Below are 22,763 nucleotides of genomic sequence, written 5' to 3'. Positions count from 1 at the left end.
CGTAGTGCGGAGTTGAAAGGGTAGTTCAGGATCGGGCGGAGCGGTGCCCTCAGCACCATCCCCCTGGACCTACCCAGACCATTGAATTTGGTTGGCGATCCGGTCAGCGGATCCGTCCGTTGATCGATCGGCTTCGTCTCGCGCCCGGTCGGGTCGGACGGCAGCGTCTTCAAGCGACCGACCGGGCGCCGAGCCGAGATTGCCGTCGTTCGAGGCAACCCTGCCAAGCAAACGGGCGGCAGCACGCGGTTTCATCGGATCAGCGTCGCGTGGCGCTCGGCGATTGCTGCATGCGGGCCACACAGGCGTGAAGAACGTGGCCCCGACCGCCCGTAATGGGCCCGTGCAGGTTGCCGGCAACTTGGCGGCAAAGCGCGATATTTGCTAAGCCACGGGATGAGCTGAGCCGTGTCTTCGTGCAGGCCTGCTCGATCGCGCGCTCGGACATGTCCCGGCGTCGCCTCCGAGGAATGTTTTAACCATGCCCGCCTCGATCCGTCGACTCCTCCTGGCCGGCTTCGCCGTCCTCGCCGTCGCGTCCACCGCACACGCCCAGGGCCGCGGCCCGGTCGGCGATGCCGGCATCGATGGGTTCGGCGACGACGGGCAGCTCTATCAGGACCAGAACGGCGCATATTACGTGCGCCGGGGCGGCCGCTATCTGCCCTATACCGGCCGGACCGACTTCGTGCGCCCCGCCGCGCCGCGTCAAGCCGGGCAGCCCCAGCCCCCGGCCGCCGCGGCCTCGTTCGACGAGCAGCAGGCCGGACCCGCCCGTCCAGGCGCCGCGCCCACGGCGGAGGGCCTGTCGCCGCTGGAGGCCGCCAAGGCGAAGGCCGTCCTGCGCGCGCCCGACAATGAGCCGATCGATTACGCCAAGGTCTACGGGCCGGTCACGGACGATGTGTTCCCGATCCAGGCGTTCAACTACAAGAAGATGAACCCGGCCTTCCTGCGCCAGGAGATCGCCTATCACGGCCCCTACGAGCCCGGGACGATCATCGTCGATCCGCGCGCGCACCAGCTGACCCTGGTCCAGGAGGGCGGTCGGGCCCGCCGCTACGGCGTGGGCGTGGGCAAGCAGGGCTTCTCGTGGTCGGGCAGCGCCACGGTCAACTCGAAGCAGGCGTGGCCGGATTGGTATCCGCCCAAGGAGATGATCGCCCGCAGCCCGAAGCTCGCCAGCGAGGTCGACAAGCTGCAGAGCGGGCTCGGCGTCGCGGGCGGCCTGCGCAACCCGCTCGGCGCCCGGGCCATGTATCTCTGGCAGGGCAACAAGGACACGCTGTTCCGCATCCACGGCACCCTTGAGCCGTACTCCATCGGCAAGAGCGTGTCCTCGGGCTGCATCCGGATGATCAATCAGGACGCGATCGACCTGTTCAGCCGCGTCACGGTCGGCACCAAGGTGGTGGTCTTGAACGGCGCCGGCACCTCGGAGGCGGCGGCGACGCCGTCGGCCTCGCGCGGCCGCCCGGTCGACAGCCGACTTTAAGGCGCCCGAGCCGGGCCATCACACCGAAAGGCGGCCACCGCCTTTCGGGATTCTGAGAGCACGAGCCCAACGCCTTCGGAGCACAAGGCGCCCCTACATCGGACAGGCGGAGCGTCAAGGGCAGCTGATCCGGGATCCCACACGGACAGGGCCGCGGAGCGGCACTGGTCGATCCCCACCGAGGCTGCGTGACGGTACGCGCAGGTTCCCAGGCCGCATTCCGCTTGCGCTGCATGCGCCCGGGAAAGGGCCGCCTCCAGGCGCCTCAGCTCAACCCGCGCCGATGCTCGCCGAGGATCCGGCGCACGGTGCCGGCCTCGGACCGATAGACCACCGTCTCGGTCTGGATCCGGTCCGGCCGGAAACGGACGCCGCGCAGCAGCGCGCCGTCGGTGACGCCCGTGGCCGCCACGATCACGTCGCCGCTCGCCAAGTCCGTCAACTCGTACTTCCGGTCCATATCCCGGATACCCATCTCGCCAGCCCGTCGGCGGCGCTCGGGCGTGTCGAGGATGAGGCGGCCCTGCATCTGGCCGCCGATGCACCGCATTGCCGCCGCGGCCAGGACCCCCTCGGGGGCCGCGCCGATCCCGAGGTAGAGGTCGATGCCGGTCTCCTCCGGGCTCGCCGTGAAGATGATGCCGGCGATGTCGCCGTCCGAGATCAGGCGGACCGCGGCCCCGGCCTCCCGCACTTCGGCCACGAGCGCCGCATGGCGCGGCCGGTCCAGGATCAGCGCGGTGATCTGCTGCGGATCGACGCCCTTGGCCCGGGCCAGGGCGCGGACATTGTCGGTGGGGCTCGCATCAAGATCCACGAGGCCGGGCGGGTAGCCCGGGCCGATGGCGATCTTCTGCATGTAGACGTCGGGGGCCGCCAGCAGGGAGCCACGCTCGGCCATCGCCATCACGGCGATCGCCCCAGGCATGTCCTTCGCGCAGAGCGTCGTGCCTTCGAGGGGATCGACCGCAATATCCACCTCGGGGCCCTCGCCGCGCCCGAGCCGTTCGCCGATGAACAGCATCGGCGCCTCGTCGCGCTCGCCCTCCCCGATGACCACGGTCCCGCGGACCGGCAGCCCGTTGAGTTCGTCGCGCATCGCGTCGACCGCGGCCTGATCGGCGGCCTTCTCGTCACCCTTGCCGCGCAGGCGTGCCGCCGCGATGGCGGCCCGCTCCGTCACGCGGGCGAGTTCCAGGGCGAGCATGCGCGGGACCCCGCGCGAAGCGGGTTTCAAAGTGTCGGCCATCGTTTCCTGCCTTTGTCCGGGTCCGATCTTTTGTCGGATCCCGATCTAAACGCCTTCGAGCGAGCGACGTTCAGCCTTAAGCTTCGTCCGCGGCCGGCTCATACTACGGATTCATCGGCCGCTCCCGCCCACGGGATCGTCTCGCCGGGCGCGCCCATCTGGCCCAAGAGAGCGCAGACCGGCGCGCACGACGCGTGGACGGCGAGCGTCGCCGTTACTCGCGTTCGATGCGGATGACCTGCGGTGGCTCGGCCAGCAGTCCGTCCGTGTCGATGGCGTCCAGGGCCGCACGGATGCTGCCCTCGGTGGCCGCGTAGGTGATCAGCACGAGCGGCACGGGCCGGCCCGAGCGGCCGCGCGGATCCGCGCCGCCGCCCTCGGTGCGACGCTGGAGGATGCTCTCCAGGGAAATCTCGCGCTCGGCCATCCGCTGTGCGACGCCGGCCGCCACGCCCGGACGGTCGTGGACCGTGAGCCGGATGTAGTAGCCGCCCTCGTGGCGCTGCATCTCGACGCGCTCGCTGGGGCGCATCGTGGTGGCCGGAATGGCGAAGGTCGGCCGTACGATGCCGCGGGCCACGTCGGCGATGTCGGCCACCACCGCGGAGGCCGTCGCGTCACCGCCTGCGCCGGGACCGATCAGGGTCAGTTCGCCGACCGCGTCGGCGTCGATCGTCACCGCGTTGGTGACGCCCATGACCTGCGCGATCGCCGAGGATTTCGGCACCATGGTGGGATGCACCCGCTGCTCGATCCCGGCCTCGGTGGCCTGCGCGACGCCGAGCAGCTTGATCCGGTAGCCGAGTTCGTCGGCCATGCGCAGGTCGAGGGGCTGCACGCGGGAAATCCCCTCCACCGACACGCCCTCGGCGTCGACAGCGGTACCGAAGGCGAGGCTCGTGAGAATCGCAAGCTTGTGGGCGGTGTCGAAGCCCTCGACGTCGAAGGTCGGGTCGGCCTCGGCGTAGCCGAGCGCCTGCGCGTCCTTGAGGCAAGCCTCGAAGGTCAGGCCCTCGCGCTCCATCCGGCTGAGGATGTAGTTGCAGGTGCCGTTGAGAATGCCATAGACGCGGCTCACGGCGTTGCCGGGTAGCCCCTCGCGCAGGGTCTTGATCACCGGGATGCCCCCGGCCACCGCCGCCTCGAAGGCGAGCGCCACGCCGCGTTCCTCTGCGAGCGCCGCCAGCGCCGCACCGTGACGAGCGAGAAGCGCCTTATTGGCGGTCACCACCGGCTTGCCGGACTGGAGTGCGGCCTCGACCACCGCCTTGGCGGCCCCCTCGGCCCCGCCGATCAACTCGACCACGCCATCGACGTTGCCGGATTGCGCCAGGGCAACCGGATCATCGAACCAGTCGATACCCGCGAGATCCAGGCCGCGGTCGCGGCTCCGGTCGCGGGACGAGACCGCGGTCACCCGCAGGTCCAGGCCGGCCGCGGCGAGCGCCGGACGGCGGCGTTCCACCATCCGGACCACGGACGCACCGACGGTGCCGAGCCCGACGATCCCGAGGCGAAAACTCACTGTCATGACCTTCTTCCGTGCCCGGGCGATCACGAGGAACCGGGCGCCCGATGCGCCGCACGTCTGCAACAAAACCGCCTGCGCCGCAAGGAAATGGCCGCAGCGGACAAACCCTACCCGGCGACCGCGCGGTGCCGGATCGCGGTCGCCACGAGGGCGTAGAGGGCGGCCGCGTTGAGGACATGCCACAGCGGATGCGTCCCGATCGGCAGCACCGAGCAGGCGGCTTGGTCGGCGGTGCGGGCGGCGAGCGACATGACGAACAGGGCGCTGATCCCGGTGAGCCGCCGTCCCGTGCCGATCATGTCCTCCTCAGGACGCATGACGGTCATGGCCGCAACGCCGATCAGCGCCAGGAGCGCCGGCAGGTAGTCGATCGAGCCGTTGGTCAGGTGTGAGAGGTCGAGCCCCGTCATGTCGTCGAGCATGGGCGTGAGGGAAAAGCCGAACAGCGCGAAACCCGCCGTCCCCGCAATGACGCGCGCCCAGGAGAGGCGCAGAAACCGACGGAGCGCCAGCGCGAGATACGCGTAGATGAACACCGCGATCGGGATCACGTCGGCCAGCATCGCCCAACGGACCGCCAGCGTGTGGAACAGGAAGGAGCCGATGCCGATCACCCCGATCAGCGCGGCCAGGGCGAGCCCGCTGCGATCCGGTGGCCGTGCCTGGGACGCGCGCCGCGCCACCGCGGCGGCGGCCAGGAGGAAGGCGGCGTTCGACAGGGCGTTGGCGGGTTCGGACCAGAATCCGGCGTCGGTCCGCTCGCAATAGGCCCGCACCGGCTCGAACCAATTCATGGGATCCCCCCGGGGCGCAGTCTGGGATTGGGGTCGGGGCCCGTCGAGGCGGAGGCATCGCATCGGCCCACCGAGCCCGGCCCGACGGCTTCGCCTCCCGACCGGATCGCTGCCAAGCCCGGCGCAATCCTTCGGGGCAACATTTAGATTCCCGATCTTGCATCAAGCCGACCTTGCCAGCAGGACGCGAAGCGCGGATGACGGCCCTGCGGCGACCGGATGCGAGGCGATGCGGATCACGACCTGGAACGTCAACTCGATCAAGCAGCGCTTGCCCCATCTCCTGGCGTTCCTCGACGAGGCGAAGCCCGACGTGGTTTGCCTGCAGGAGCTGAAATGCCAGGACGCGGCGTTTCCCCGGGACGAGGTCGAGGCGGCCGGTTACGCGGTCGAGACGCTGGGCCAGAAAGCCTATAACGGCGTCGCCCTGCTGGTCCGCGCGCCGCTCACGATGAGCGAGCTGCGGCGCGGGCTTCCCGGCGATGCCGAGGACGAGCAGGCCCGCTACATCGAGGCGCTGATCTCCGGTGCCGAGACCCGGCCGGTGCGCGTCGCCTCGATCTACCTGCCGAACGGCAACCCGGTGGACAGCCTGAAATACCCCTACAAGCTCGCCTTCCTCGAACGGCTGCGGCTCCACGCGCGCGCCCTCATGGAGGACGAGACCGCGGTGGTGCTGGCAGGCGATTACAACGTCATCCCCGAGCCCGCCGATGCCGCCGATCCGGAGGCTTGGCGCTCAGACGCACTGTTCCTCCCCGAGACCCGCGCGGCGTTCCGCGTCCTCCTCGCTGAGGGCTACACGGACGGCCTGCGGGCCTGCGATCCGCGCGACGGGCTCTACACCTTCTGGGACTACCAAGCGGGCTGCTGGCAGCGGAATGCCGGCATCCGGATCGACCACCTGCTGCTCTCGCCCCAGGCCGCCGACCGGCTCGTCTCGGCCTCGGTCCAGAAGCACCTGCGTGGGCTCGACAAGCCGTCCGATCATGTGCCGGTCACGGTCGAGTTGTCGGCAGGCTGACACAACGCCCTATGTAACAGGCGCAGAGCGCGGCCGCCCGTCTGCCGCCTCCCTGAGCATGAGGAGTTCCGCTTGATCGTCTACGGTACCGGCTACTCGCCTTACGTCCGCAAGGTTCTCGTTTCGCTCGCCGAGAAAGGCGTCGCGTACGAGCACAGGCCTGTCATGTTTCACGCGCCCGATGCGGACTTCCAGGCGGCCAGCCCGTTCGGAAAGATCCCTGCCATCGAGGACGAAGGCTTTCGGCTCGCCGATTCCTCGGCCATCCTCTGGTATCTGGAGCGCAAGCATCCGAGCCCAACCCTCATTCCCACCGATCCGCAGGCCCTCGGCCGCGCGGTCTGGTTCGACGAGTTCGGCGACACCGAACTGTTCGGCAAGCTGATCGTCCCGTTCGTCGAGCGGGTGCTCAAGCCCAACATGATGAAGCAGGCCACCAACGAGGATGCGGTGACCAAGGCCCTCGAGAAGGACCTGCCGCCGCTGTTCGATTATCTGGAGGGCGAGATCGCGGGCCCGTATCTCGTGGGCGAGACGTTCAGCATCGCCGACATCTCGGTCGCCACCAGCTTCTACAACTTCCAACTGGCGCAGGCCCGGATCGACGCCGGACGCTGGCCCAAGCTCGCCGACTATGTCGACGCCACCCTGGGGCGGCCGTCGTTCCAGGCCGCCCTGGAGGCGAAGAAGGGCTGATCGCGCCCCCCCGCGCCGGCGGCTCTTTCAGCGCCGCCGGCGGATCGACCCCACGGTCTGGAGCTGGGTCTGCGCCTCGGCCCGATCGTCCTCGGCTGCGGCGGCCCAGTTCTTGTCGTAGAGCGCGACGATCCAATCGTCCTTGCGGCCCTCCGCACCCTCCCGGGCGAGGGAGAGCCACATCAGGCCCTTGACGCGCTGGATCGGCACGCCGCCGAGGCCGTTGATCAGCATGTCGCCGAGCAGCGCCTGGGCGGGGTGATGCCCCTTCTCGGCGGCGAGGTTGAACCAGCGCGCCGCCTGCCGTGGGTCGGCCTCGACGCCGGTGCCGTCGAGGTAGAGCCGGGCCAGATTGTACTGCGCGTTGGGGTCGCCGTAGTAGGACGCCGCGTAGTTGAACATGTCGTAGGCGCGCTCGGGATTCGGGCGCACGTAGGTGCCCTTGATCCCCTCCAGGAAGTACGTGCCGAGCGCCGTGAAGGCGCTGCCCAGCACCGCGGAGTTCTGCGGATCGGGCCCGTCATCGGTGCTGGCATCGGCGATCCGGGAGAAGAACTCGAACGCCTTCAGGTCGTCATGGGGCACGCCGTCGCCGTCGGCATACATCCGGCCGAGCTTCCACAGGGCGAGCGCATGGCCCTGCCCCGCCGCGTATTCGAGCGCCCGGGCGGCGCCTTGCTTGTCGCCGGCGTTGTACTCGCGCATGCCGGCCCGGAGCGCGTCCTTGGCCGAGCGATAGCTCTTGTCGGCCACCGGCACCTGGACGGGCGTACGCACGTTGGCGTCGAGGGCGCGGGGCGCATCGGTCGGCAAGGCCAGCAGGACCAGAGCCCAAGCGGCAAGCGTGACCTTTCCGATGATCCGGAACCGACCGGGATCGGCCCCGGCCGGCGCCCTGCGCCGGCTGAGGTCAGTCCTAGACGTCCGCATAGCTCTGCGTCTCCTTGGCACCTCCGGGGTGCGTGACGGCGCCGTAGAGCGCCGGGCCGACGCCCTGCGCGTATTTCCAGAGATAGCCGGAGGTCGCGGTGTTGCCCCGCGGCGACCAGGCCTTGCGCCGCTCGGCCAGTTCCGTGTCCGACAGGGCGACGCTGAGCGTGCCCTGGATCGCGTCCAGGGTGATCATGTCGCCGTCGCGAATCAGCCCGATCGGGCCGCCGACCGCGGCCTCCGGACCCACATGGCCGACGCAGAAGCCGCGGGTCGCGCCGGAGAAGCGGCCGTCTGTGATCAGCGCGACCTTGTCGCCCATGCCCTGGCCGTAGAGCGCCGCGGTGGTCGACAGCATCTCACGCATGCCGGGGCCGCCGCGCGGTCCCTCGTAGCGAATGACCAGAACCTCGCCTTCCTTGAAGATGCGCGACTGAACGGCCTCGAAGCAGGCCTCCTCGCCGTCGAACACGCGGGCCGGACCGGTGAAGACCTGCTTCTCAGCCGGGATGCCCGCCACCTTCACGATCGCGCCCTCGGGGGCGAGGTTGCCCTTCAGGCCGACGACGCCGCCGGTGGGCGTGATCGGCTTGTTGGCCGGGTAGACGACGTCCTGATCCGGGTTCCAGGTCACCCGGTCCATGTTCTCCGCGATGGTGCGGCCGGTGACCGTCAGGCAGTCGCCGTGCATGAAGCCGTGATCGAGCAGCGTCTTCATCAGCAGCGGGATGCCGCCGACCTCGAACATGTCCTTGGCGACGTAGCGTCCGCCCGGCTTCAGGTCGGCGATGTAGGGGGTCCGCCGGAAGATCTCGGCGACGTCGAACAGCGTGAACTCGATGCCGCATTCATGGGCGATCGCCGGCAGGTGCAGGGCCGCGTTGGTCGAGCCGCCGGAGGCCGCCACCACGGTCGCGGCGTTCTCCAGGGCCTTGCGGGTGACGATGTCGCGCGGACGGATCTGCTTGGCCAGCAGCTCCATCACCTTCTCGCCGGCGGTGGCGCAGAACTTGTCCCGGATCTCGTAGGGTGCCGGGGCACCAGCCGAGTAGGGCAGCGCGAGGCCGATCGCCTCGGAGACGGTCGCCATGGTGTTGGCGGTGAACTGCGCGCCGCAGGCGCCGGCCGAGGGGCAGGCGACCTGCTCCAGCTCGTCGAGATCCTCCAGGCTCATGTCGCCGACCGCGACCTTGCCGACCGCCTCGAACAGGTCCTGCACGGTGACGGGCTTGCCGCGGAACGAGCCGGGCAGGATCGAGCCGCCGTAGATGAAGATCGACGGCACGTTAAGGCGCACCATCGCCATCATCATGCCGGGCAAGGATTTGTCGCAGCCGGCAAGCCCCACCAGCGCGTCGTAGGCGTGGCCGCGCATGGTCAGCTCGACCGAGTCGGCGATGACTTCGCGGGACGGCAGCGAGGCGCGCATGCCGCCATGGCCCATGGCGATGCCGTCGGTCACCGTGATGGTGCAAAACTCGCGCGGCGTGCCGTTGGCGGCGGCCACGCCCTTCTTCACCGCCTGCGCCTGCCGCATCAGCGAGATGTTGCAGGGGGCGGCTTCGTTCCAGCAGGAGGCGACGCCAACCAACGGCTGGTGGATCTGCTCGCGGGTCAGACCCATGGCGTAGAGATAGGAGCGGTGCGGGGCACGATCCGGCCCCTCGGTGACGTGGCGGCTCGGCAGCTTCGACTTGTCGTTCAAACGCGTCACCATGAGCCCGGGCCAAGCCTTCGCACAACCGATCCCGAGGGGGCGCGAAGGACCGCGGCGCATCGCCCGTCGCGATACGCCTGAGGAACCATCCGCGGGCTCGGAAAACCTCGTTCGTTAACGGTAAAGCGTTGTCGAGACTGCCGTTTACCGCGGATGTTGAGGTGGGCCCGGACTATGGCGGGATCGCGGCGTTTACGGGCACGTCTCGGGGCGGACCCGGGATCGTTTTACGGTGTTGCGACCCCGCCACAGCCACGCTTCGAGGCAATTCGCGACCCAGCAATAGGTTTAAATTTTGACCTGCGCGGCAAATAATTTGCCGCGGTGCATAAGATGATCTGGCTGGTCGCGCGAGGGGATCGCCGAAGAAGATGGTCGAATTCAGAAATTAATCCGCCATGAATGCCAAGCGTGATCAAAGCACAATAAATTCATCCGCCGGACTAGGCTATCTATTCTCGTCAGGCGCCCGGAAATAGCATGTGCGGAGTCGGGCACCCCGATCATGAGCGGGGTGGGGCACGGATTTCGTCGATGCGTCCGGCCCCTACCGGCCGCAGGATACGCGACAGGCCTTCAGACGATTCAGGTGCCTGGCCGGCAAGGACTCAAAGCCCTCGGATGCCCGGTCAGGCTGCCCCGGCATGCGGTGCGGGGATCTCCGTGGAGATCGCGTCGACGGTGCGCGGCATGGGGCTGCCCTGCCCGTCGGAGCGCTGGATGCGCACCTGCTGGTTCACCGGCTGCATGTTGCCGAACGGCGTCGAGAACGCGATCTCGGCGGCGTCGCGCCCGACACCGATTCGCACCAATCCGTCGAGGTCGGCCTGCCGCGTCGCGTCGAACAGCCACCAGCGGCCATCGAGATAGGCTTCGAACACCGCGTGGAAGTCGCTCGGCACGAGGCCGTGGGCGTAGCAGCTCACGAATCGTGCGGGGATGCCCAAAGCCCGGCAGAAGGCCGTGCCGATATGCGCGAAGTCGCGGCAGACGCCGGCGCGCTTCAGCAGCGACTCGTCCGCAGTCGTCTCCCCGTCGCTGGTGCCGGGCTGATAGGTGATGTGATCGTGGATCCAGTTGCAGATCTGGTTCACGCGGGCATGGCCCTTGGGCAGGGCGCCGAACTCCGCCAGCGCGAAGGGCGTCAGGCGGTCCGAGGAGACGAACCGGCTCGGCAACAGGAAGGGCAGGATATCGAGGGGCAGTTGCCCGACCGGCGTCTCGCTGATGCTCGCCGGATCGGCCCGGTGCACGGTGAGGTCGACTTCGGCATTGTATTCCAGGGCGAACTGGCCCGTCGGGACATTGAGGCCGAGATAACGGTTCTGGAGATCCGGGGTGATGTAGATGTCGCGCTTGAGGTTCGGCGTCAGGACCAGGCTCTCGCTCAGGATCTCGACGCTCTTCAGCCTGGCCACCTCCAGATTGAAGATGAAGGTGGTGTCCGAGAGGATATTGTAGGACAGGCTGCAACCAAGCGTGTAGCGCATCGGATCTCCTTGCCGGACGACGACCTCACCGTCGTCCAAGCAAGGGGCGCGCCCGATCGCCGGTTCCGGCTCAGGCTGTTTTCGGCTGCATCACCACTGTAAGCGAGCGCACGCCCTGCGCCCCGTGGATCAGCACGCCCTCGATATCGGCGGTGGCCGAGGGGCCGGTGTGCAGCACCGCGTAGGCCGAGCGACCGAATTCCGGCCGGCGATAGGCCGCCTGGACGTTGGGCAGGATGTCGGCCGGATCGAGCAGCACGACGAGGTGCTGGGCGAGATAGGCCACGGCGTTCACGATCAGCTGGTCCTGCGTGAACAGCACCGAGCCCGTCTCGGCGATGCCGAACACGGCGCGGACCACCGCCACATCGACATCCTCGACCTCCTGGGGGTAGCGCACCGCCCGCAGGTCGCGGTTGCCGGTCAGCTCGGGGACCGCCGAAGCGACGACCTTCGCACCATCCAGCCGTTCGCGAACGGCTGCGAAGATGTCGCTGGCTTCAGGATGGGCCACCCGGCCGCCCATCCGCTTCAGCCGCTCGCCGAACTCGACCACGAGATCGTCGCCGATGAGCGGCGCGAACAGCGGCACCTCCGGCAGCGGGAAGTCGCCCGCAGGCCGGTTCCGGCGGATCTCGGCCAGGATCGCGTCGCGGGCGCTCATTGCGGCGTGCCCTTCATCCGGTTCTGCTTGTACCAGGCGTGGAAGCTTTGGCGCGGGGCTTCGGGCATCTCGCGCTTCTTCCCCCAGGTGTTCAGCGGGTTGTAGACCGCGAAGCGCGGCAGGACCTTCAGGGCCGAATCGGCGGCGCCGATCGCCGCCCGATAGGCGGCCGGGCGCGACAGCACGGCGCCCGCGGCCTTCATCATGCCCTGCTTGAGCGCCGGGATCTGGTGCTCCTCGACCAAAACCTTGCGCCACGCGAAGATCTGCTCGTGGATGTTGATCTTCACCGGGCAGACGTTGGTGCAGGAGCCGTTCATCGTGGAAGAGAACGGCAGGGTCGAGTACTTCCGCTTGTTGAAGGTCGGGTCGATGATCAGCCCGATCGGCCCCGAATAGGTCGCCCCGTAGGACAGCCCGCCCGAGCGCCGGTAGACCGGGCAGGTGTTCATGCAGGCGCCGCAGCGGATGCATTTCAGGGAGGTCCAGAACTCTTCCATGCCGAGGCGCTCGGAGCGGCCGTTATCGACCAGCACCATGTGCATCTCGATGCCCCTGCGGGGCGCGCGGAAATGCGAGGTGTACTGGGTGATCGGCGAGCCGAGCGCGGAGCGCGACAGCAGCCGGATGAAGACGCCGAGATGCTCGACCTTCGGGATGATCTTCTCGATGCCGATCGAGTGGATCTGCAGCGGCGGCACGTTGCCGGAGAGGTCGGCATTGCCCTCGTTGGTGCAGGTGACGACCGAGCCGGTCTCCGCGATGGCGAAATTGCACCCGGTCATGCCGGCATCGGCCTTCAGGATGTAGGGCCGGGTCGTCTCGCGCTGGCTCTCGGCGAGGTAATGCGCGTCGTCGTTGTCGGGGTCGGTGCCGAGCGTCTTTGCGAAGACCTCGGCCACGTCCATCCGGGTCTTGTGGACCGCCGGGGCGACGACGTGGCTCGGCTCCTCGTTGTCGAGCTGCTGGATCCGCTCGCCGAGATCGGTCTCGATCACCTCGATCCCGTTGGCGTCCATGTGGTGGCGGAAGCCGCACTCCTCGGTGAGCATCGACTTCGACTTCACCAGGGTCTTGGCGCCGTGGCTCTTCAGGATCTCCAGCACGATGCGGTTGTGGTCGGCGCCATCCTTCGCCCAGTGGACGTGGACACCGTTGGCCTTCGCGGCGGCCTCGAACTGTTCGAGGTAGTGATCGAGGTGGCTCAGCGTATGCGTCTTGATCTGCGAGGCGAGCTCGCGCAGCTCCTCCCACTCCGGGATGCCGTGCGCGGAGGCGTCGCGCTTCTTGCGCAGATCCCACAGGCGCTCGTCATGGGCCGCCTGATGGAGCGGCGCGGCGAGGAAGCGCTCGGCGGCCTCGGCCTGATTGATCGGCCGGTCGCCGCGGATCTTGGCGCCGCGGGGCTGCGGCTCCCGGATCTGCGGGGCGCGGATCGGCTTCGAGGCGGCCTCGGCGTGCTGGAGCCGAACGCCGTCCTGCGAGCGCTCGCTCTCATCGTTTGGCGCGCGCACCTCCGGGTGGATGACGCCCTCGCGCTCGCGGGGATTCAGATCCTCGACGCTCATGCGGTGGCTCCGTTCAGCACCTGCGAGATGTGGATGTACTTGAGCGGCAGCCCCAGGCGCTCGGCGCAGCCCTTCTGGTGCATGAGGCACGAGGAATCCGCCGACACGACGTATTCGGCGCCGGCGCGGTTCTGATCGGCGACCTTGTCGTAGCCCATCTTGGCCGAGACGGCGGGCTCGAACACCGAGAAGGTCCCGCCGAAGCCGCAGCACTCGTCGGGCCGGGCGAGATCGACAAGCTCGACGCCGTCGACGAGGCGCAAAAGATCGAGGGGCTTCGAGTAGTAGGGCTTCACCAGCTCCGAGGGCCGCGCGTGGTGAATGCCGCGCAGCGCGTTGCAATTGGTGTGATAGGCGACCTTGTGCGGGAAGCTCGCCCAGGGCAGCGCCTCGACCTTCAGCACGTCGTGCAGGAACTCCACCAGCTCGTAGGTGCTGGACCGGACGTGGCGGACCTCGTCGGTCTGGGGGATCGCCGTCAGGTGCTCGCGAACCTGGTGGACACAGGATCCGGAGGGCGCCACCACGTAATCGAAGCCCGAAAAGTTCTTGACGAACAAGGCCTCGGTGGCGGCCGCCTCGGCGTGGCAGCCGGTGTTGGTCATCGGCTGGCCGCAGCAGGTCTGATCGAACGGATATTCGACCGTGCAGCCGAGCCGCTCAAGCAATTCCAGCGTGGCGATGCCGACCTCCGGCTCGAAGGCGTCGACGTAGCACGGCACGAACAGGCCGACCCGCATGGTCCGGCACCTCCCTGGATCGCCGTTCCGTTGGTCTGGAACGGTTCAAGATTGATCCTCAGGGTCTACCGGATGAGGTTGGTCTTGGCGAGATCGAGAACCGCGTCACCGCGTCCATCCATCACGGCGCGCAGGACATACAGGCTGAATCCTTTCACCTGCTGCCCGTCGATCTTGGGCGGCATCGACAGCTCGTTGCGGGCGGTGCGCACGTCGAGGAGCGAGGGACCGTCGAAGGCGAGGAACTCGCGCATGGCCCCCGGCAGTTCGGCGGGGTCCTCGACCCGCAGGGCGAAGATGCCCGCCGCCCGCGACATCGCGGCGAAGTCTGGGTTGTCGAGGGCGACGCCGGTCTCAAGGTAGCCGGCCGCCTTCATCTCCAGCTCGACGAAGCCGAGGGTGCCGTTGTTGAACACCACGACCTTCAAGGGCAGCCGGTGCTGCCGCAACGTCAAGAAGTCGCCCATCAGCATCGCGAAGCCGCCGTCGCCGCACAGCGCGATCACCTGTCTGTCGGGCTGGCAGGCCTGCGCGCCGATGCCGTGCGACAGGGCGTTGGCCATCGAGCCGTGGACCCAGGAGCCGAGGAGCCGCCGCTTCCCGTTCATCGCGAGGTAGCGCGCGGCCCAGATCGTGGGCGTGCCGACATCGGCGGTGAAGATCGCGTCGTCCGTGGCCGCCTCACTGATGGTGCGGGCGAGGTATTGCGGGTGCAGCGGCCCGCCGGCCTTGCCCGTGGCCAGCTCGTCGAGGCCGGTGCGTGCCTTGGCGTAGTGCTTCAGGCTGGCATCCAGGAAGGATCGGTCAACCTTGGGCTTGAGCCGCGGCAGCAGCGCCCGGAGCGTCGCCCCGACATCGCCCACGAGGCCGAGCTCGATCCGGCAGCGCCGTCCGAGCTCGGTGGGACGCAAATCGATCTGCGCCACCTTCGCGTCCTGCGGGTAGAACTGCTTGTAGGGGAAGCCGGTGCCGAGCATCAGCAGGGTGTCGCAGGCCATCATGGCGGCATAGCCCGACGCGTAGCCGATCAGGCCGGTCATGCCGACGTCGTAGGGGTTGTCGAATTCGACGAACTCCTTGCCGCCGAGCGCATGGACGATCGGGCTCTTGAGCGCCTCGGCGAGTTGCAGGAGTTCGGCATGGGCGCCGGCGCAGCCGCGACCGCACAGCAGGGTCACGCGCTTGCCGGCGTTGAGCATCGCGGCCAGCGCATCGAGTTCGGGATCGGCCGGCCGGACCACCGGCTTGGCGGGAATCAACCCGGCCCGCGGGGCCAGGGCGCGCTTGGGGGCATCGCGCAAGGCCACGTCGCCCGGCAGGACGATCACCGCCACGCCCCCCTCCCCGACGGCGGCGCGGATCGCGTTCTCCAGCACGAATGGCATCTGCGCCAGATCCGAGATCAGTTCGCAATAGTGGCTGCAATCGCGGAACAGCTCGGTGGGCTTCGTCTCCTGGAAATAGCCCGAGCCGATCTCCGGCGACGGAATGTGGGCGGCGATGGCCAGAACCGGCGTGCGGCTGCGATGCGCGTCGTAGAGCCCGTTGATCAGGTGGAGGTTGCCCGGTCCGCAGGAGCCGGCGCAGACTGCGAGCCGGCCGGTGACCTGCGCCTCACCGGCAGCCGCGAAGGCCGCGGCCTCCTCGTGCCGGGTATGGATCCACGCGATCCGCCCCCGGGCCCGCAACGCCTCCGTGATTCCATTCAGGCTGTCGCCGACCACGCCGTAGACGCGGGCGACGCCTGCCTCCTCCAGGGTTTCGGCGACGATGTCGGCGACGTTGCTGATGCGCATGACCGGGCTCCGCTCTCGGGCTCGGTCGGGAATCTGGAACCCGAGTCCCGGAAGTCACCCCGGACCGGCCCGCGCAGGGGTCTTTCCCCGGCAGCCCGCCCGCGCGCTTGATTTCCGACGCCCCAGAGTCGAAGGACGTCTGGAAACGTTCCGAAGAGATCATCACCATGGAAGAACTGCTCGCCCGCGTGACCGCCCGTACCGGGCTCGATGCCGCGACGGCCCAGACCGCGATCGGTCACATCCTCGCCTTCCTGCAGAAGGAGGGGCCCGAGACGGAGGTGAACCAGCTTCTGGCGGCGCTGCCGGGATCCGAATCGCTGATCGCCGAAGCCAATGCCGGCGAGGGTGGCGGGGGCGGCCTGATGGGCATGCTCGGCGGCATGATGGGCGGTGGCGGCGTGATGGCGCTCGGCCAGAAGCTGATGGCGGCCGGCGTGCCGATGGGCGAGATGCAGCCGCTCGGCCAGGAGCTGTTCGCCTTCGGTCGCGAGAAGGTCGGCGAGGACGCGATGGGGCCGATCATCGGCTCGATCCCGGGGCTCAACCAGTTCGTCTGATCTCACCTGTGCGCACCGTTTCTGAGCGCGCTGCATTCAGAAACGGCTCTAAGTCTTTGTCGTGACTCGCGCTCTGATGCGGGGCCGGCATTCGCGTCGGCGCGGGGCACTGCTGGTGTGAAGCCGCACAGAATTCGGGGTCGGCCTGGACGATCGTGAAAAAACAGTTTCCGGGCGAAAGCTTGACGGAACCTGTCACCACGATCCCCGTTATTGGGGGTGCGATCGGAATTGACGCCATCGGCGACGTTCGCGACCGCAATCCAGCAGGCCGGCCATGCCCGTCTTCGAAGCCAAAAATCTGGACAGCGCATTCGAGGGGCAAGCGCTCCTCGCCGCAATCCTGCACCCGACGCGCGCCGCACAGACCCGCGCGCTGCGCCACGGCCGCCAGCGCGCCGAGCGTGCCGCCGCGATGGCTGACCCGATGACCCTTGAGCCGCGCTTCCCGGTCACCGCGGACGGCTTGGCGCCGACGCCCTACCCGTCGCGCTGACTCGCCGGACCGCTACCAGGGCTGCGGCGTGACGAGGCCCTGGCGGGTCACCACGACCCAATCCCGCCCGCGACGCTCGACGCCCTCCACGCGACCGAATCCCGGTAGAATCTCACCCGGCCCGATCTCGAGGAGGCGGTGGCGGCGATTTTCCAGGATCGCCATCCCGTCGTAGACTTCGCGGACGGCCCAGGCGTCGATCACCGGGGGCTTGTCGCTGCTGGCCGAGGCCTTCGGCTTCACGTCGGCGGGCTTGGCGTCGACGAGCTTCGCCTCAGTGATCTTGGCTTCGATGACTTTGGGCTCCGCCGACTTCGGCTCGACGCTGCGGGTCTCCGCGAGGCTTCCGGTCTGGGTCGGCTCGGGCTTCGCGGCACTTGCGGCCCTGCGCTCGATCTGGGCGGTGAGACCGGCGATCCGGGCGTTCTGCTCCCGCTCGACCTGTTCGAGGCGTTCGCCGAGCGCCGCGGTCTTGGCGGTCAGATTCTTGTCGAGCTGCGCGAGGCGTTCGCCGAGCGCGCTGCTGCGGGTCGAAGCCTCCTTGCGGGCGGTGTCGGTGGAGGCGCGCAGATCGGCCAGGACCTGATGAAGCTGCGCGATATCGCTGCCGAGACGCGCCGTCTCGGTCCGGCCGGCATCGAGCGTCGTGCTCAGCGCCGTGACGGCATCGCTCGACAGGGCGGACGAGCGCGTCATGGCGATCACGCTGCCGCCCAGCAGGGCGCCGAAAGCCAGGCAGGCGCCGGGGATGGCGAGGGTCCGCCGGTCGATCCGCGACAGGGAGCGCAACACCGCGAGCGGCGATGCGGCGGCGTCCGGCGCCTTGGCGGCGGACACCGGTTCCGTATGGCCGGTCACAATGGCCTTGAGCAGGTCGTCCGGCGAGACGGCCGGCTTGGTTTCGGTCTTGGTCATCGCCCCCAACTCCGCGTGCAGGACGTCGCTGCAAGCCTTCGTTAAGGACGTTTGTTTACGAAACCCTTACCGGCCGTCCCGGCTCAGGCGGCGAGCCCGCGCTTCTTCAGCAGGGGCTCGATGCTCGGCATCCGCCCGCGGAAGGCCGTGTAGGCCTCGCGCGGATCGCGCAGGTTGCCGGCGCCGTACACGAAGGTGCGCAGGCGCTTGGCGGTTTCCGGATCGAAGATGTCGCCGGCCTCGCGAAAGGCGTCGAACGCGTCGGCATCCAGCACTTCCGACCAGAGATAGCTGTAATAGCCGGCCGCGTAGCCATCGCCCGAGAAGATGTGGGCGAAGTGCGGCGTCCGGTGCCGCATACCGATCTCGGCCGGCATGGTGATCCGCCGCAAGGCCTCGGCCTCGAAGGCCGGCACGTCGAGCCCCCCCTCGCCCTCGGCCGACAGATGCAGCGTCATGTCGACGATCGCGGAAGCCGTGTATTCCACGGTGGCGAAGCCCTGGTTGAAGGTGCGGGCCGCGAGCAGCTTCTGAAGCAGCGCGTCCGGCATGGCTTCCCCGGTCCGGTGATGGCGCGCGTGCGTTCGGAGCACCTCCGGCTGCTCCAGCCAGTGCTCGTAGAGCTGCGAAGGCAGCTCTACGAAGTCCCGGGCCACCGCGGTGCCGGAGAGCAGCGGATAGGTCACGTCCGACAGGAGGCCGTGCAGGGCGTGGCCGAACTCGTGGAACAGGGTTCGCGCGTCGTCGAACGACAGCAGCGTGCTCTCCCCCTCCGGCGCCTTGGCAAAGTTCATCACGTTGACGATGATCGGCGTGATCAGGCCGTTCAGCCGCTCCTGCGAGCGGAAGGCGCTCATCCAGGCGCCGGAGCGCTTGCTCGCCCGGGCGAAATAGTCGCCCAGGAACAGCCCGACCTCGGACCCGTCCGGGTTGCCGACCCGCCAGACCCGCACGTCGGGATGATAGCGCGGCACGTCGGCCAGTTCCGCGAAGGTCAGTCCGAACAGCCGGGAAGCCGTGTCGAAGGCGGCCTGGATCATCCGCTCCAGGGGCAGGTAAGCCTTGATCTCGCTCTCATCGAGATCGTGCTCGGCGCGCCGCACCTTCTCGGCGTAGTGACGCCAATCGTGGGCCTGAAGGGTGAAGTTGTAGCCCTCCGCCTGGATTGCCGCCTGAAGCCGGTCGCGCTCATCGCCCGCCCGCGCCCGGGCCGGGGTCCAGACGTCCCGCAGGAGCGCGGTCGCCGCGTCGGGGCTTGCCGCCATCGTGTCGTCGAGGGCGAAATGCGCGAAGCTGTCGAAGCCCAGCAGGCGGGCGCGCTCGGCACGCAGCTGGATGATCTCGGCCGCGATCGCGCGATTGTCGGTCGCGCCGCCATTCTCCCCGCGCCGGGTCCAGGCCGCATGGGCGCGCTCGCGCAGGTCGCGGCGTGTCGAGAAGACGAGGAACGGCTCGATCAGCGAGCGGGACAGGGTGATGACGTGGCCCGACAGTCCACGTTCCTCCGCAGCACTGCGCGCAGCGGCCCTTAGGAACGGCGGCAGCCCGGCGAGGTCGTCCTCGGTCTCCAGGGGAAGCGTGAAGCTGCTCTCGTCGGCCAAAAGGTTCTGGCTGAACTTGGTGCCGAGTTCCGACATCCGGGCCGCGATCTCGGCGATCCGCGCCTTGGCCTCGGGATCGAGCGTCGCGCCGGCCCGGCGGAAGCGGATGCGGTAGCGGTCGAGGACGCGGCGCTCCTCCGGCCCGAGTCCCTCGGCCTCCCCGTCGACCGCCGAGATCCGCGCCCAGAGGTGCGGGTTCAGGTAGATCGCGCTGCCGTGGCGTGCGAGCTTCGGCCCGATCTCGCGCTCGATCGCCTGCAGGTCCGGGTTCGTGTGGCTGCCAGTCAGGTTGTAGAATACGCCCGCGACGCGATCGAGGGCCTGCCCGGCCCGTTCCATGGCCACCACGGTGTTGGCGAAGGTCGCGGGCGCCGCCTCGGCCGCGATGGCCTCGATCTCGGCGGCATGGGCGGCGAGCGCTGCCTCGAAGGCTGGGCGGTAATGTTCCGGCCGGATCTGCTCGAAGGGAGGGATCCCGTACGGCGTGGTCCAGCCCGCCTCGTGGAAGGGATTGTCCTGCGGCAGGCTGGGCAGCCCGGCTTCAACGGCGTCCGGCATTCAATCCTCAGAGTCGATCCTGGTGGCGCGGGCCGTCGTCACGGCAAATCGGCGAGTGGACCGCGCATACGATCCGGCAGAGAGAATCCGGTTCGAGCGATCCGTCAACCATGTCGGTGATCCGAATGGGCCCTCGCTCGTTTCTGTGAGCCAACGCCCACGCTTCGAGGCCCCATGCCGGGACGACGTCCATCAATCCGCCGCGTGTCGACACTCCTGACGCGCGGCGCCCTCGCCCTCGCACTGTCGGCTGCCGTCAGCCAGGCCGCGGAGGCCCCGCCGGCCACCGTCCCGGTGCCGCCGCCGCTCCCGCCGGAGCGGCCCGATGCGCTGAAACCGCCGGGTCCGGAGGCCCTGCCGACACCGCCGATTCCGCCGGCCCGCCCAGCCGAGCTGACGCCGCCCGCCGCCAAGCCCAAGGAGGCCGCCGAGGCGCCGGCGGCCGAGAAGCCCGCCGATGCCGGCAAGCCCGAGATTCCCGTGCCCCCGCCGACCCCGCCCGGGCGGCCGCCGGAACTCTCCGGCGATGCGGCGTTGAAGCTCAAGGTCGCGCCGCCCGACGATACCGCCTGCCGCACCCGCCTGAAGCGGCTCGGGGCCGATTTCGAGCCCCTGTCTCCGATCGCCGAAGGCCAGTGTACGGCGCCGCTGCCCCTCAAGGTCGCGCGGCTCGCCGACGGCATCGCGCTGCCGCAGGGCGCGACGCTCACCTGCCGGACCGCCGAGGCGCTGGCGCGCTGGGTCACCGAAGTTCAGGTGGAGGCCGACAAGACGCTCAAGCACGGGCTGACCGGCCTCGAACTCGGCGGCACCTATGTCTGCCGCGGCCAGAACCACGACGTCGATGCCAAGCTGAGCGAGCACGCCTTCGCCAACGCCGTCGACGTGATGGCCTTCACCTTCGCGGGCCGTGCCAGCATCCCCGTGAAGGCGATGCCGGACGGGTCCGACGAGGCCCAGTTCCTCGACGCCGTCCGGGCCAAGGCCTGCGGCTTCTTCCGAACGGTGCTGGGGCCGGGCACGAACGCGGCCCACGCCAACCACTTTCACCTCGACGAACGGGAGCGGACCGGCGGCCACCGGCTCTGTGAATAGGGTCGGTGGAACGTTCGGGCAGACCCGGCATTTCTGCGGGCGGGGCGCCCTCGCTTCCGGAGACAACGACCTCGATGAGCCCGAAATCCTGGCGGCCGGTCCTCGCGGCGCTGTTGGCGACCAGCCTCGTCGCGCAGGCCGCGGAGGCGCGTTCGAAGCCGAAGGCCGTCGAACAAGAGGCGCCCTCCCCCGCGCTGACCGCCGAGGCCGTCAACGGCGCGACCCTGTCGCCGCAAGCCGACGACAAGGACGCCTCGAAGCGCTCGGCCAAGACGAAGGGCGACGACAAGCCCGATCCGCTGATCGTCAAAGCCCAGGTGCTGCTCGACCGCGCCCGCTTCTTTCCCGGCGCCATCGATGGCCTGACGGGCGAGAACTACAAGCGCGCGCTCTCGGCCTTCGCGGTGGCGCAGGGTCTTCCGGAGACCCAAAATCTGACGCCGGAGGTCTGGGCGAAGCTCCAGGCCACGAGCGACAAGCCCGTCGTGACCGATTACACGATCACGGAGGCCGACATCAAAGGCCCCTACGTCGACAAGATCCCGCCCAAGATGGAGCAGCAGGCCGATCTGAAGGCGCTGGACTACACCAACCCGCGGGAAATGCTGGCGGAGCGCTTTCACATGAGCCGCGCCCTCGTGACGGCGCTCAACCCCGATAAGCCCATCGACAAGGCGAACACGACCATCGCGGTGGCGGCGGTCGACCCGATGGGGACCGACAAGCCGAAGGCGAAGGATCTGCCGCAGGAACCGAAGGTCGAGCGCATCGTGGTCGACAAGGCCAGCCGCGACGTGCGGGCCTACGGCGCCGACGACAAGCTGCTGGGCTACTATCCGGCCTCGATCGGCAGCACGGAGAAGCCGGCACCGAGCGGCGACACGAAGGTGAAGGGCGTCGCGTTCGACCCCGACTACACCTACAATCCGAAATACGCGTTCAAGGGCGTCAAGGCGCAGCACAAATTCACGATCCCGTCCGGCCCGAACAACCCGGTCGGCCTCGTCTGGATCGATCTGGCGATCCCGAGCTATGGCATCCACGGCACGCCGGAACCCGAGAAGGTGGGCAAGACCGAGTCGCACGGCTGCATCCGGCTGACCAACTGGAATGCCCGCGATCTCGCGGCCCATGTGACCCGCGGCGCGAAGGTCGTCTTCAAGGACGATTGATGCGCGAAAGCGACGGTCGTCCGACGGCGGCCGAAAAATGTATCATCGGTTAACATACTGCGCGTGGATCGTGCGGGAACGGCTCGCGAACGCTTGACACGTTGCGCGTTACGGGCGACGCCAAAGGCCACCTCGTGAACCGCTCGTCGAAGCAGCGTTGCGCTCTCCGGACGCCTCGCCAACGGTTTCCGAGTGTACTTTGAAGGACGGCTCGGTCCCCGGTTCGGGGGCGCTCGAAGGGAAGACGGCCCGGCGTGACTGCTGACTCCAACGACGATGTTCTCAACGGCGTCCGCGTGCTCGTCGTCGAGGACGAAGCCGCGATCTCGATGCTGCTTGAGGACATGCTGCTCGATTTCGGCTGTGCCGTCGTCGGACCGGCCGCGCGCCTGTCCTCGGCCCTCGAAATGGCCGCCCAGGAAACGTTCGAGGTCGCGATCCTCGACGTCAACGTGGCGGGCGAACCGATCTATCCGGTCGCCGAGGCGATCGCGAAGCGCGATCTGCCCCTCGTGTTCTCCACGGGCTACGGCGGCGCCGGGATCCGCGAGCCCTTCCGGGACCGACCCGTCGTGCAGAAGCCCTTCAGCCAAGCCGAGCTGAAGCGCACCCTGATCGGCGCCATCCGGGCGGCCCGCGCCTGATCCGGCCACGGCCCGAACAGCGCCGGTT

At 68.7% G+C, this 22,763-nt stretch carries 20 protein-coding genes; 8 read left to right on the top strand and 12 right to left on the bottom strand.

The annotated features are described in order from the left end of the window. The first annotated feature begins 481 nt into the window (after nucleotides 1-481). On the top strand, nucleotides 482-1,495 hold the full coding sequence (locus AAHG09_RS07940) for a L,D-transpeptidase (RefSeq protein WP_342106496.1): 1,014 nt from the start codon (nucleotides 482-484) through the stop codon (nucleotides 1,493-1,495). 265 nt (nucleotides 1,496-1,760) lie between these two features. On the opposite strand, the gene glpX is transcribed toward AAHG09_RS07940, so the two are convergent. The 3 genes from glpX to AAHG09_RS07925 form a co-directional block, all read right to left on the bottom strand. Beyond that, a complete protein-coding gene (glpX, locus tag AAHG09_RS07935) occupies nucleotides 1,761-2,744 on the bottom strand; it encodes a class II fructose-bisphosphatase (protein WP_342106495.1) in 984 nt (327 codons plus the stop codon). Between the two features lie 214 nt (nucleotides 2,745-2,958). Next, nucleotides 2,959-4,275 carry a homoserine dehydrogenase gene (locus AAHG09_RS07930; RefSeq protein WP_342106494.1) on the bottom strand — a complete coding sequence of 439 codons (1,317 nt, stop codon included), beginning with the start codon at nucleotides 4,273-4,275 and terminating at the stop codon, nucleotides 2,959-2,961. 107 nt (nucleotides 4,276-4,382) lie between these two features. Then, complete coding sequence (locus tag AAHG09_RS07925) at nucleotides 4,383-5,069, bottom strand: ceramidase domain-containing protein (RefSeq protein ID WP_342106493.1); 687 nt, start codon at nucleotides 5,067-5,069, stop codon at nucleotides 4,383-4,385. A gap of 229 nt (nucleotides 5,070-5,298) precedes the next feature. Between AAHG09_RS07925 and xth the strand changes: the two genes are divergently transcribed. Both xth and AAHG09_RS07915 read left to right on the top strand, forming a co-directional pair. Beyond that, on the top strand, nucleotides 5,299-6,093 hold the full coding sequence (gene xth, locus AAHG09_RS07920; protein WP_342106492.1) for an exodeoxyribonuclease III: 795 nt from the start codon (nucleotides 5,299-5,301) through the stop codon (nucleotides 6,091-6,093). 72 nt (nucleotides 6,094-6,165) lie between these two features. Continuing rightward, nucleotides 6,166-6,789, top strand: a complete 624-nt coding sequence (locus tag AAHG09_RS07915) for a glutathione S-transferase family protein (RefSeq protein ID WP_342106491.1) — start codon at nucleotides 6,166-6,168, stop codon at nucleotides 6,787-6,789. Nucleotides 6,790-6,816: 27 nt separating this feature from the next. On the opposite strand, the gene AAHG09_RS07910 is transcribed toward AAHG09_RS07915, so the two are convergent. The 7 genes from AAHG09_RS07910 to poxB form a co-directional block, all read right to left on the bottom strand. Continuing rightward, nucleotides 6,817-7,719 (bottom strand): tetratricopeptide repeat protein, encoded by a 903-nt coding sequence (locus AAHG09_RS07910; RefSeq protein WP_342106490.1) that lies wholly within the window; start codon nucleotides 7,717-7,719, stop codon nucleotides 6,817-6,819. After that, complete coding sequence (gene ilvD, locus AAHG09_RS07905; protein ID WP_342106489.1) at nucleotides 7,706-9,436, bottom strand: dihydroxy-acid dehydratase; 1,731 nt, start codon at nucleotides 9,434-9,436, stop codon at nucleotides 7,706-7,708. The genes AAHG09_RS07910 and ilvD overlap by 14 nt, the downstream gene beginning before the upstream one ends. 629 nt (nucleotides 9,437-10,065) lie before the next feature. Further along, a complete protein-coding gene (locus AAHG09_RS07900; RefSeq protein WP_342106488.1) occupies nucleotides 10,066-10,926 on the bottom strand; it encodes a transglutaminase-like domain-containing protein in 861 nt (286 codons plus the stop codon). 70 nt (nucleotides 10,927-10,996) lie between these two features. Then, nucleotides 10,997-11,590, bottom strand: coding sequence for a LutC/YkgG family protein (locus AAHG09_RS07895; protein WP_342106487.1), 594 nt, complete (start codon nucleotides 11,588-11,590; stop codon nucleotides 10,997-10,999). Then, entirely contained in the window at nucleotides 11,587-13,158 is a 1,572-nt protein-coding gene (locus AAHG09_RS07890) for a lactate utilization protein B (RefSeq protein WP_342106486.1), read from the bottom strand. The genes AAHG09_RS07895 and AAHG09_RS07890 overlap by 4 nt, the downstream gene beginning before the upstream one ends. Next, nucleotides 13,155-13,898, bottom strand: coding sequence for a (Fe-S)-binding protein (locus tag AAHG09_RS07885; protein ID WP_342106485.1), 744 nt, complete (start codon nucleotides 13,896-13,898; stop codon nucleotides 13,155-13,157). The genes AAHG09_RS07890 and AAHG09_RS07885 overlap by 4 nt, the downstream gene beginning before the upstream one ends. 65 nt (nucleotides 13,899-13,963) lie before the next feature. Continuing rightward, nucleotides 13,964-15,694, bottom strand: a complete 1,731-nt coding sequence (gene poxB, locus AAHG09_RS07880) for a ubiquinone-dependent pyruvate dehydrogenase (protein ID WP_342106482.1) — start codon at nucleotides 15,692-15,694, stop codon at nucleotides 13,964-13,966. Nucleotides 15,695-15,804: 110 nt separating this feature from the next. Here poxB and AAHG09_RS07875 point away from each other — a divergent pair, with 110 nt between their 5' ends. Further along, nucleotides 15,805-16,254 carry a DUF2267 domain-containing protein gene (locus AAHG09_RS07875; protein WP_342106820.1) on the top strand — a complete coding sequence of 150 codons (450 nt, stop codon included), beginning with the start codon at nucleotides 15,805-15,807 and terminating at the stop codon, nucleotides 16,252-16,254. Between the two features lie 277 nt (nucleotides 16,255-16,531). Further along, entirely contained in the window at nucleotides 16,532-16,750 is a 219-nt protein-coding gene (locus tag AAHG09_RS07870; protein ID WP_342106480.1) for a hypothetical protein, read from the top strand. Nucleotides 16,751-16,762: 12 nt separating this feature from the next. Here AAHG09_RS07870 and AAHG09_RS07865 read toward each other — a convergent pair whose 3' ends face one another. Further along, on the bottom strand, nucleotides 16,763-17,665 hold the full coding sequence (locus AAHG09_RS07865) for a hypothetical protein (protein WP_342106479.1): 903 nt from the start codon (nucleotides 17,663-17,665) through the stop codon (nucleotides 16,763-16,765). A gap of 83 nt (nucleotides 17,666-17,748) precedes the next feature. After that, nucleotides 17,749-19,824 carry a M3 family metallopeptidase gene (locus AAHG09_RS07860; RefSeq protein WP_342106478.1) on the bottom strand — a complete coding sequence of 692 codons (2,076 nt, stop codon included), beginning with the start codon at nucleotides 19,822-19,824 and terminating at the stop codon, nucleotides 17,749-17,751. A gap of 174 nt (nucleotides 19,825-19,998) precedes the next feature. Between AAHG09_RS07860 and AAHG09_RS07855 the strand changes: the two genes are divergently transcribed. From AAHG09_RS07855 to AAHG09_RS07845, 3 genes are all read left to right on the top strand, one after another. Then, nucleotides 19,999-20,919: an extensin-like domain-containing protein gene (locus AAHG09_RS07855; RefSeq protein ID WP_342106477.1), complete on the top strand. Its 921-nt coding sequence runs from the start codon at nucleotides 19,999-20,001 to the stop codon at nucleotides 20,917-20,919. 74 nt (nucleotides 20,920-20,993) lie between these two features. Continuing rightward, nucleotides 20,994-22,091: a L,D-transpeptidase family protein gene (locus tag AAHG09_RS07850; RefSeq protein ID WP_342106475.1), complete on the top strand. Its 1,098-nt coding sequence runs from the start codon at nucleotides 20,994-20,996 to the stop codon at nucleotides 22,089-22,091. Between the two features lie 254 nt (nucleotides 22,092-22,345). After that, nucleotides 22,346-22,735, top strand: coding sequence for a response regulator (locus AAHG09_RS07845; RefSeq protein WP_243920087.1), 390 nt, complete (start codon nucleotides 22,346-22,348; stop codon nucleotides 22,733-22,735). The last annotated feature ends 28 nt before the right edge of the window (nucleotides 22,736-22,763 follow it).

The sequence above is a fragment of the Methylobacterium guangdongense genome (genome assembly GCF_038442355.1).
Lineage (GTDB): Bacteria > Pseudomonadota > Alphaproteobacteria > Rhizobiales > Beijerinckiaceae > Methylobacterium > Methylobacterium guangdongense.
The sequence above is the reverse complement of the archived record's forward strand: the minus strand, read 5'-3'. Positions and strand labels throughout refer to the sequence as shown.

What these genes read in the sequence shown, in the direction of transcription:
- AAHG09_RS07860 (WP_342106478.1), bottom strand. Translation starts at nt 19,824, where the DNA reads ATGCCGGACGCCGTTGAAGCCGGGCTGCCCAGCCTGCCGCAGGACAAT.
- AAHG09_RS07925 (WP_342106493.1), bottom strand. Translation starts at nt 5,069, where the DNA reads ATGAATTGGTTCGAGCCGGTGCGGGCCTATTGCGAGCGGACCGACGCC.
- poxB (WP_342106482.1), bottom strand. Translation starts at nt 15,694, where the DNA reads ATGCGCATCAGCAACGTCGCCGACATCGTCGCCGAAACCCTGGAGGAG.
- AAHG09_RS07930 (WP_342106494.1), bottom strand. Translation starts at nt 4,275, where the DNA reads ATGACAGTGAGTTTTCGCCTCGGGATCGTCGGGCTCGGCACCGTCGGT.
- AAHG09_RS07890 (WP_342106486.1), bottom strand. Translation starts at nt 13,158, where the DNA reads ATGAGCGTCGAGGATCTGAATCCCCGCGAGCGCGAGGGCGTCATCCAC.
- AAHG09_RS07855 (WP_342106477.1), top strand. Translation starts at nt 19,999, where the DNA reads ATGCCGGGACGACGTCCATCAATCCGCCGCGTGTCGACACTCCTGACG.
- AAHG09_RS07865 (WP_342106479.1), bottom strand. Translation starts at nt 17,665, where the DNA reads ATGACCAAGACCGAAACCAAGCCGGCCGTCTCGCCGGACGACCTGCTC.
- AAHG09_RS07910 (WP_342106490.1), bottom strand. Translation starts at nt 7,719, where the DNA reads ATGCGGACGTCTAGGACTGACCTCAGCCGGCGCAGGGCGCCGGCCGGG.
- xth (WP_342106492.1), top strand. Translation starts at nt 5,299, where the DNA reads ATGCGGATCACGACCTGGAACGTCAACTCGATCAAGCAGCGCTTGCCC.
- AAHG09_RS07900 (WP_342106488.1), bottom strand. Translation starts at nt 10,926, where the DNA reads ATGCGCTACACGCTTGGTTGCAGCCTGTCCTACAATATCCTCTCGGAC.
- AAHG09_RS07895 (WP_342106487.1), bottom strand. Translation starts at nt 11,590, where the DNA reads ATGAGCGCCCGCGACGCGATCCTGGCCGAGATCCGCCGGAACCGGCCT.
- AAHG09_RS07850 (WP_342106475.1), top strand. Translation starts at nt 20,994, where the DNA reads ATGAGCCCGAAATCCTGGCGGCCGGTCCTCGCGGCGCTGTTGGCGACC.
- AAHG09_RS07940 (WP_342106496.1), top strand. Translation starts at nt 482, where the DNA reads ATGCCCGCCTCGATCCGTCGACTCCTCCTGGCCGGCTTCGCCGTCCTC.
- ilvD (WP_342106489.1), bottom strand. Translation starts at nt 9,436, where the DNA reads ATGGTGACGCGTTTGAACGACAAGTCGAAGCTGCCGAGCCGCCACGTC.
- AAHG09_RS07885 (WP_342106485.1), bottom strand. Translation starts at nt 13,898, where the DNA reads ATGCGGGTCGGCCTGTTCGTGCCGTGCTACGTCGACGCCTTCGAGCCG.
- AAHG09_RS07870 (WP_342106480.1), top strand. Translation starts at nt 16,532, where the DNA reads ATGCCCGTCTTCGAAGCCAAAAATCTGGACAGCGCATTCGAGGGGCAA.
- glpX (WP_342106495.1), bottom strand. Translation starts at nt 2,744, where the DNA reads ATGGCCGACACTTTGAAACCCGCTTCGCGCGGGGTCCCGCGCATGCTC.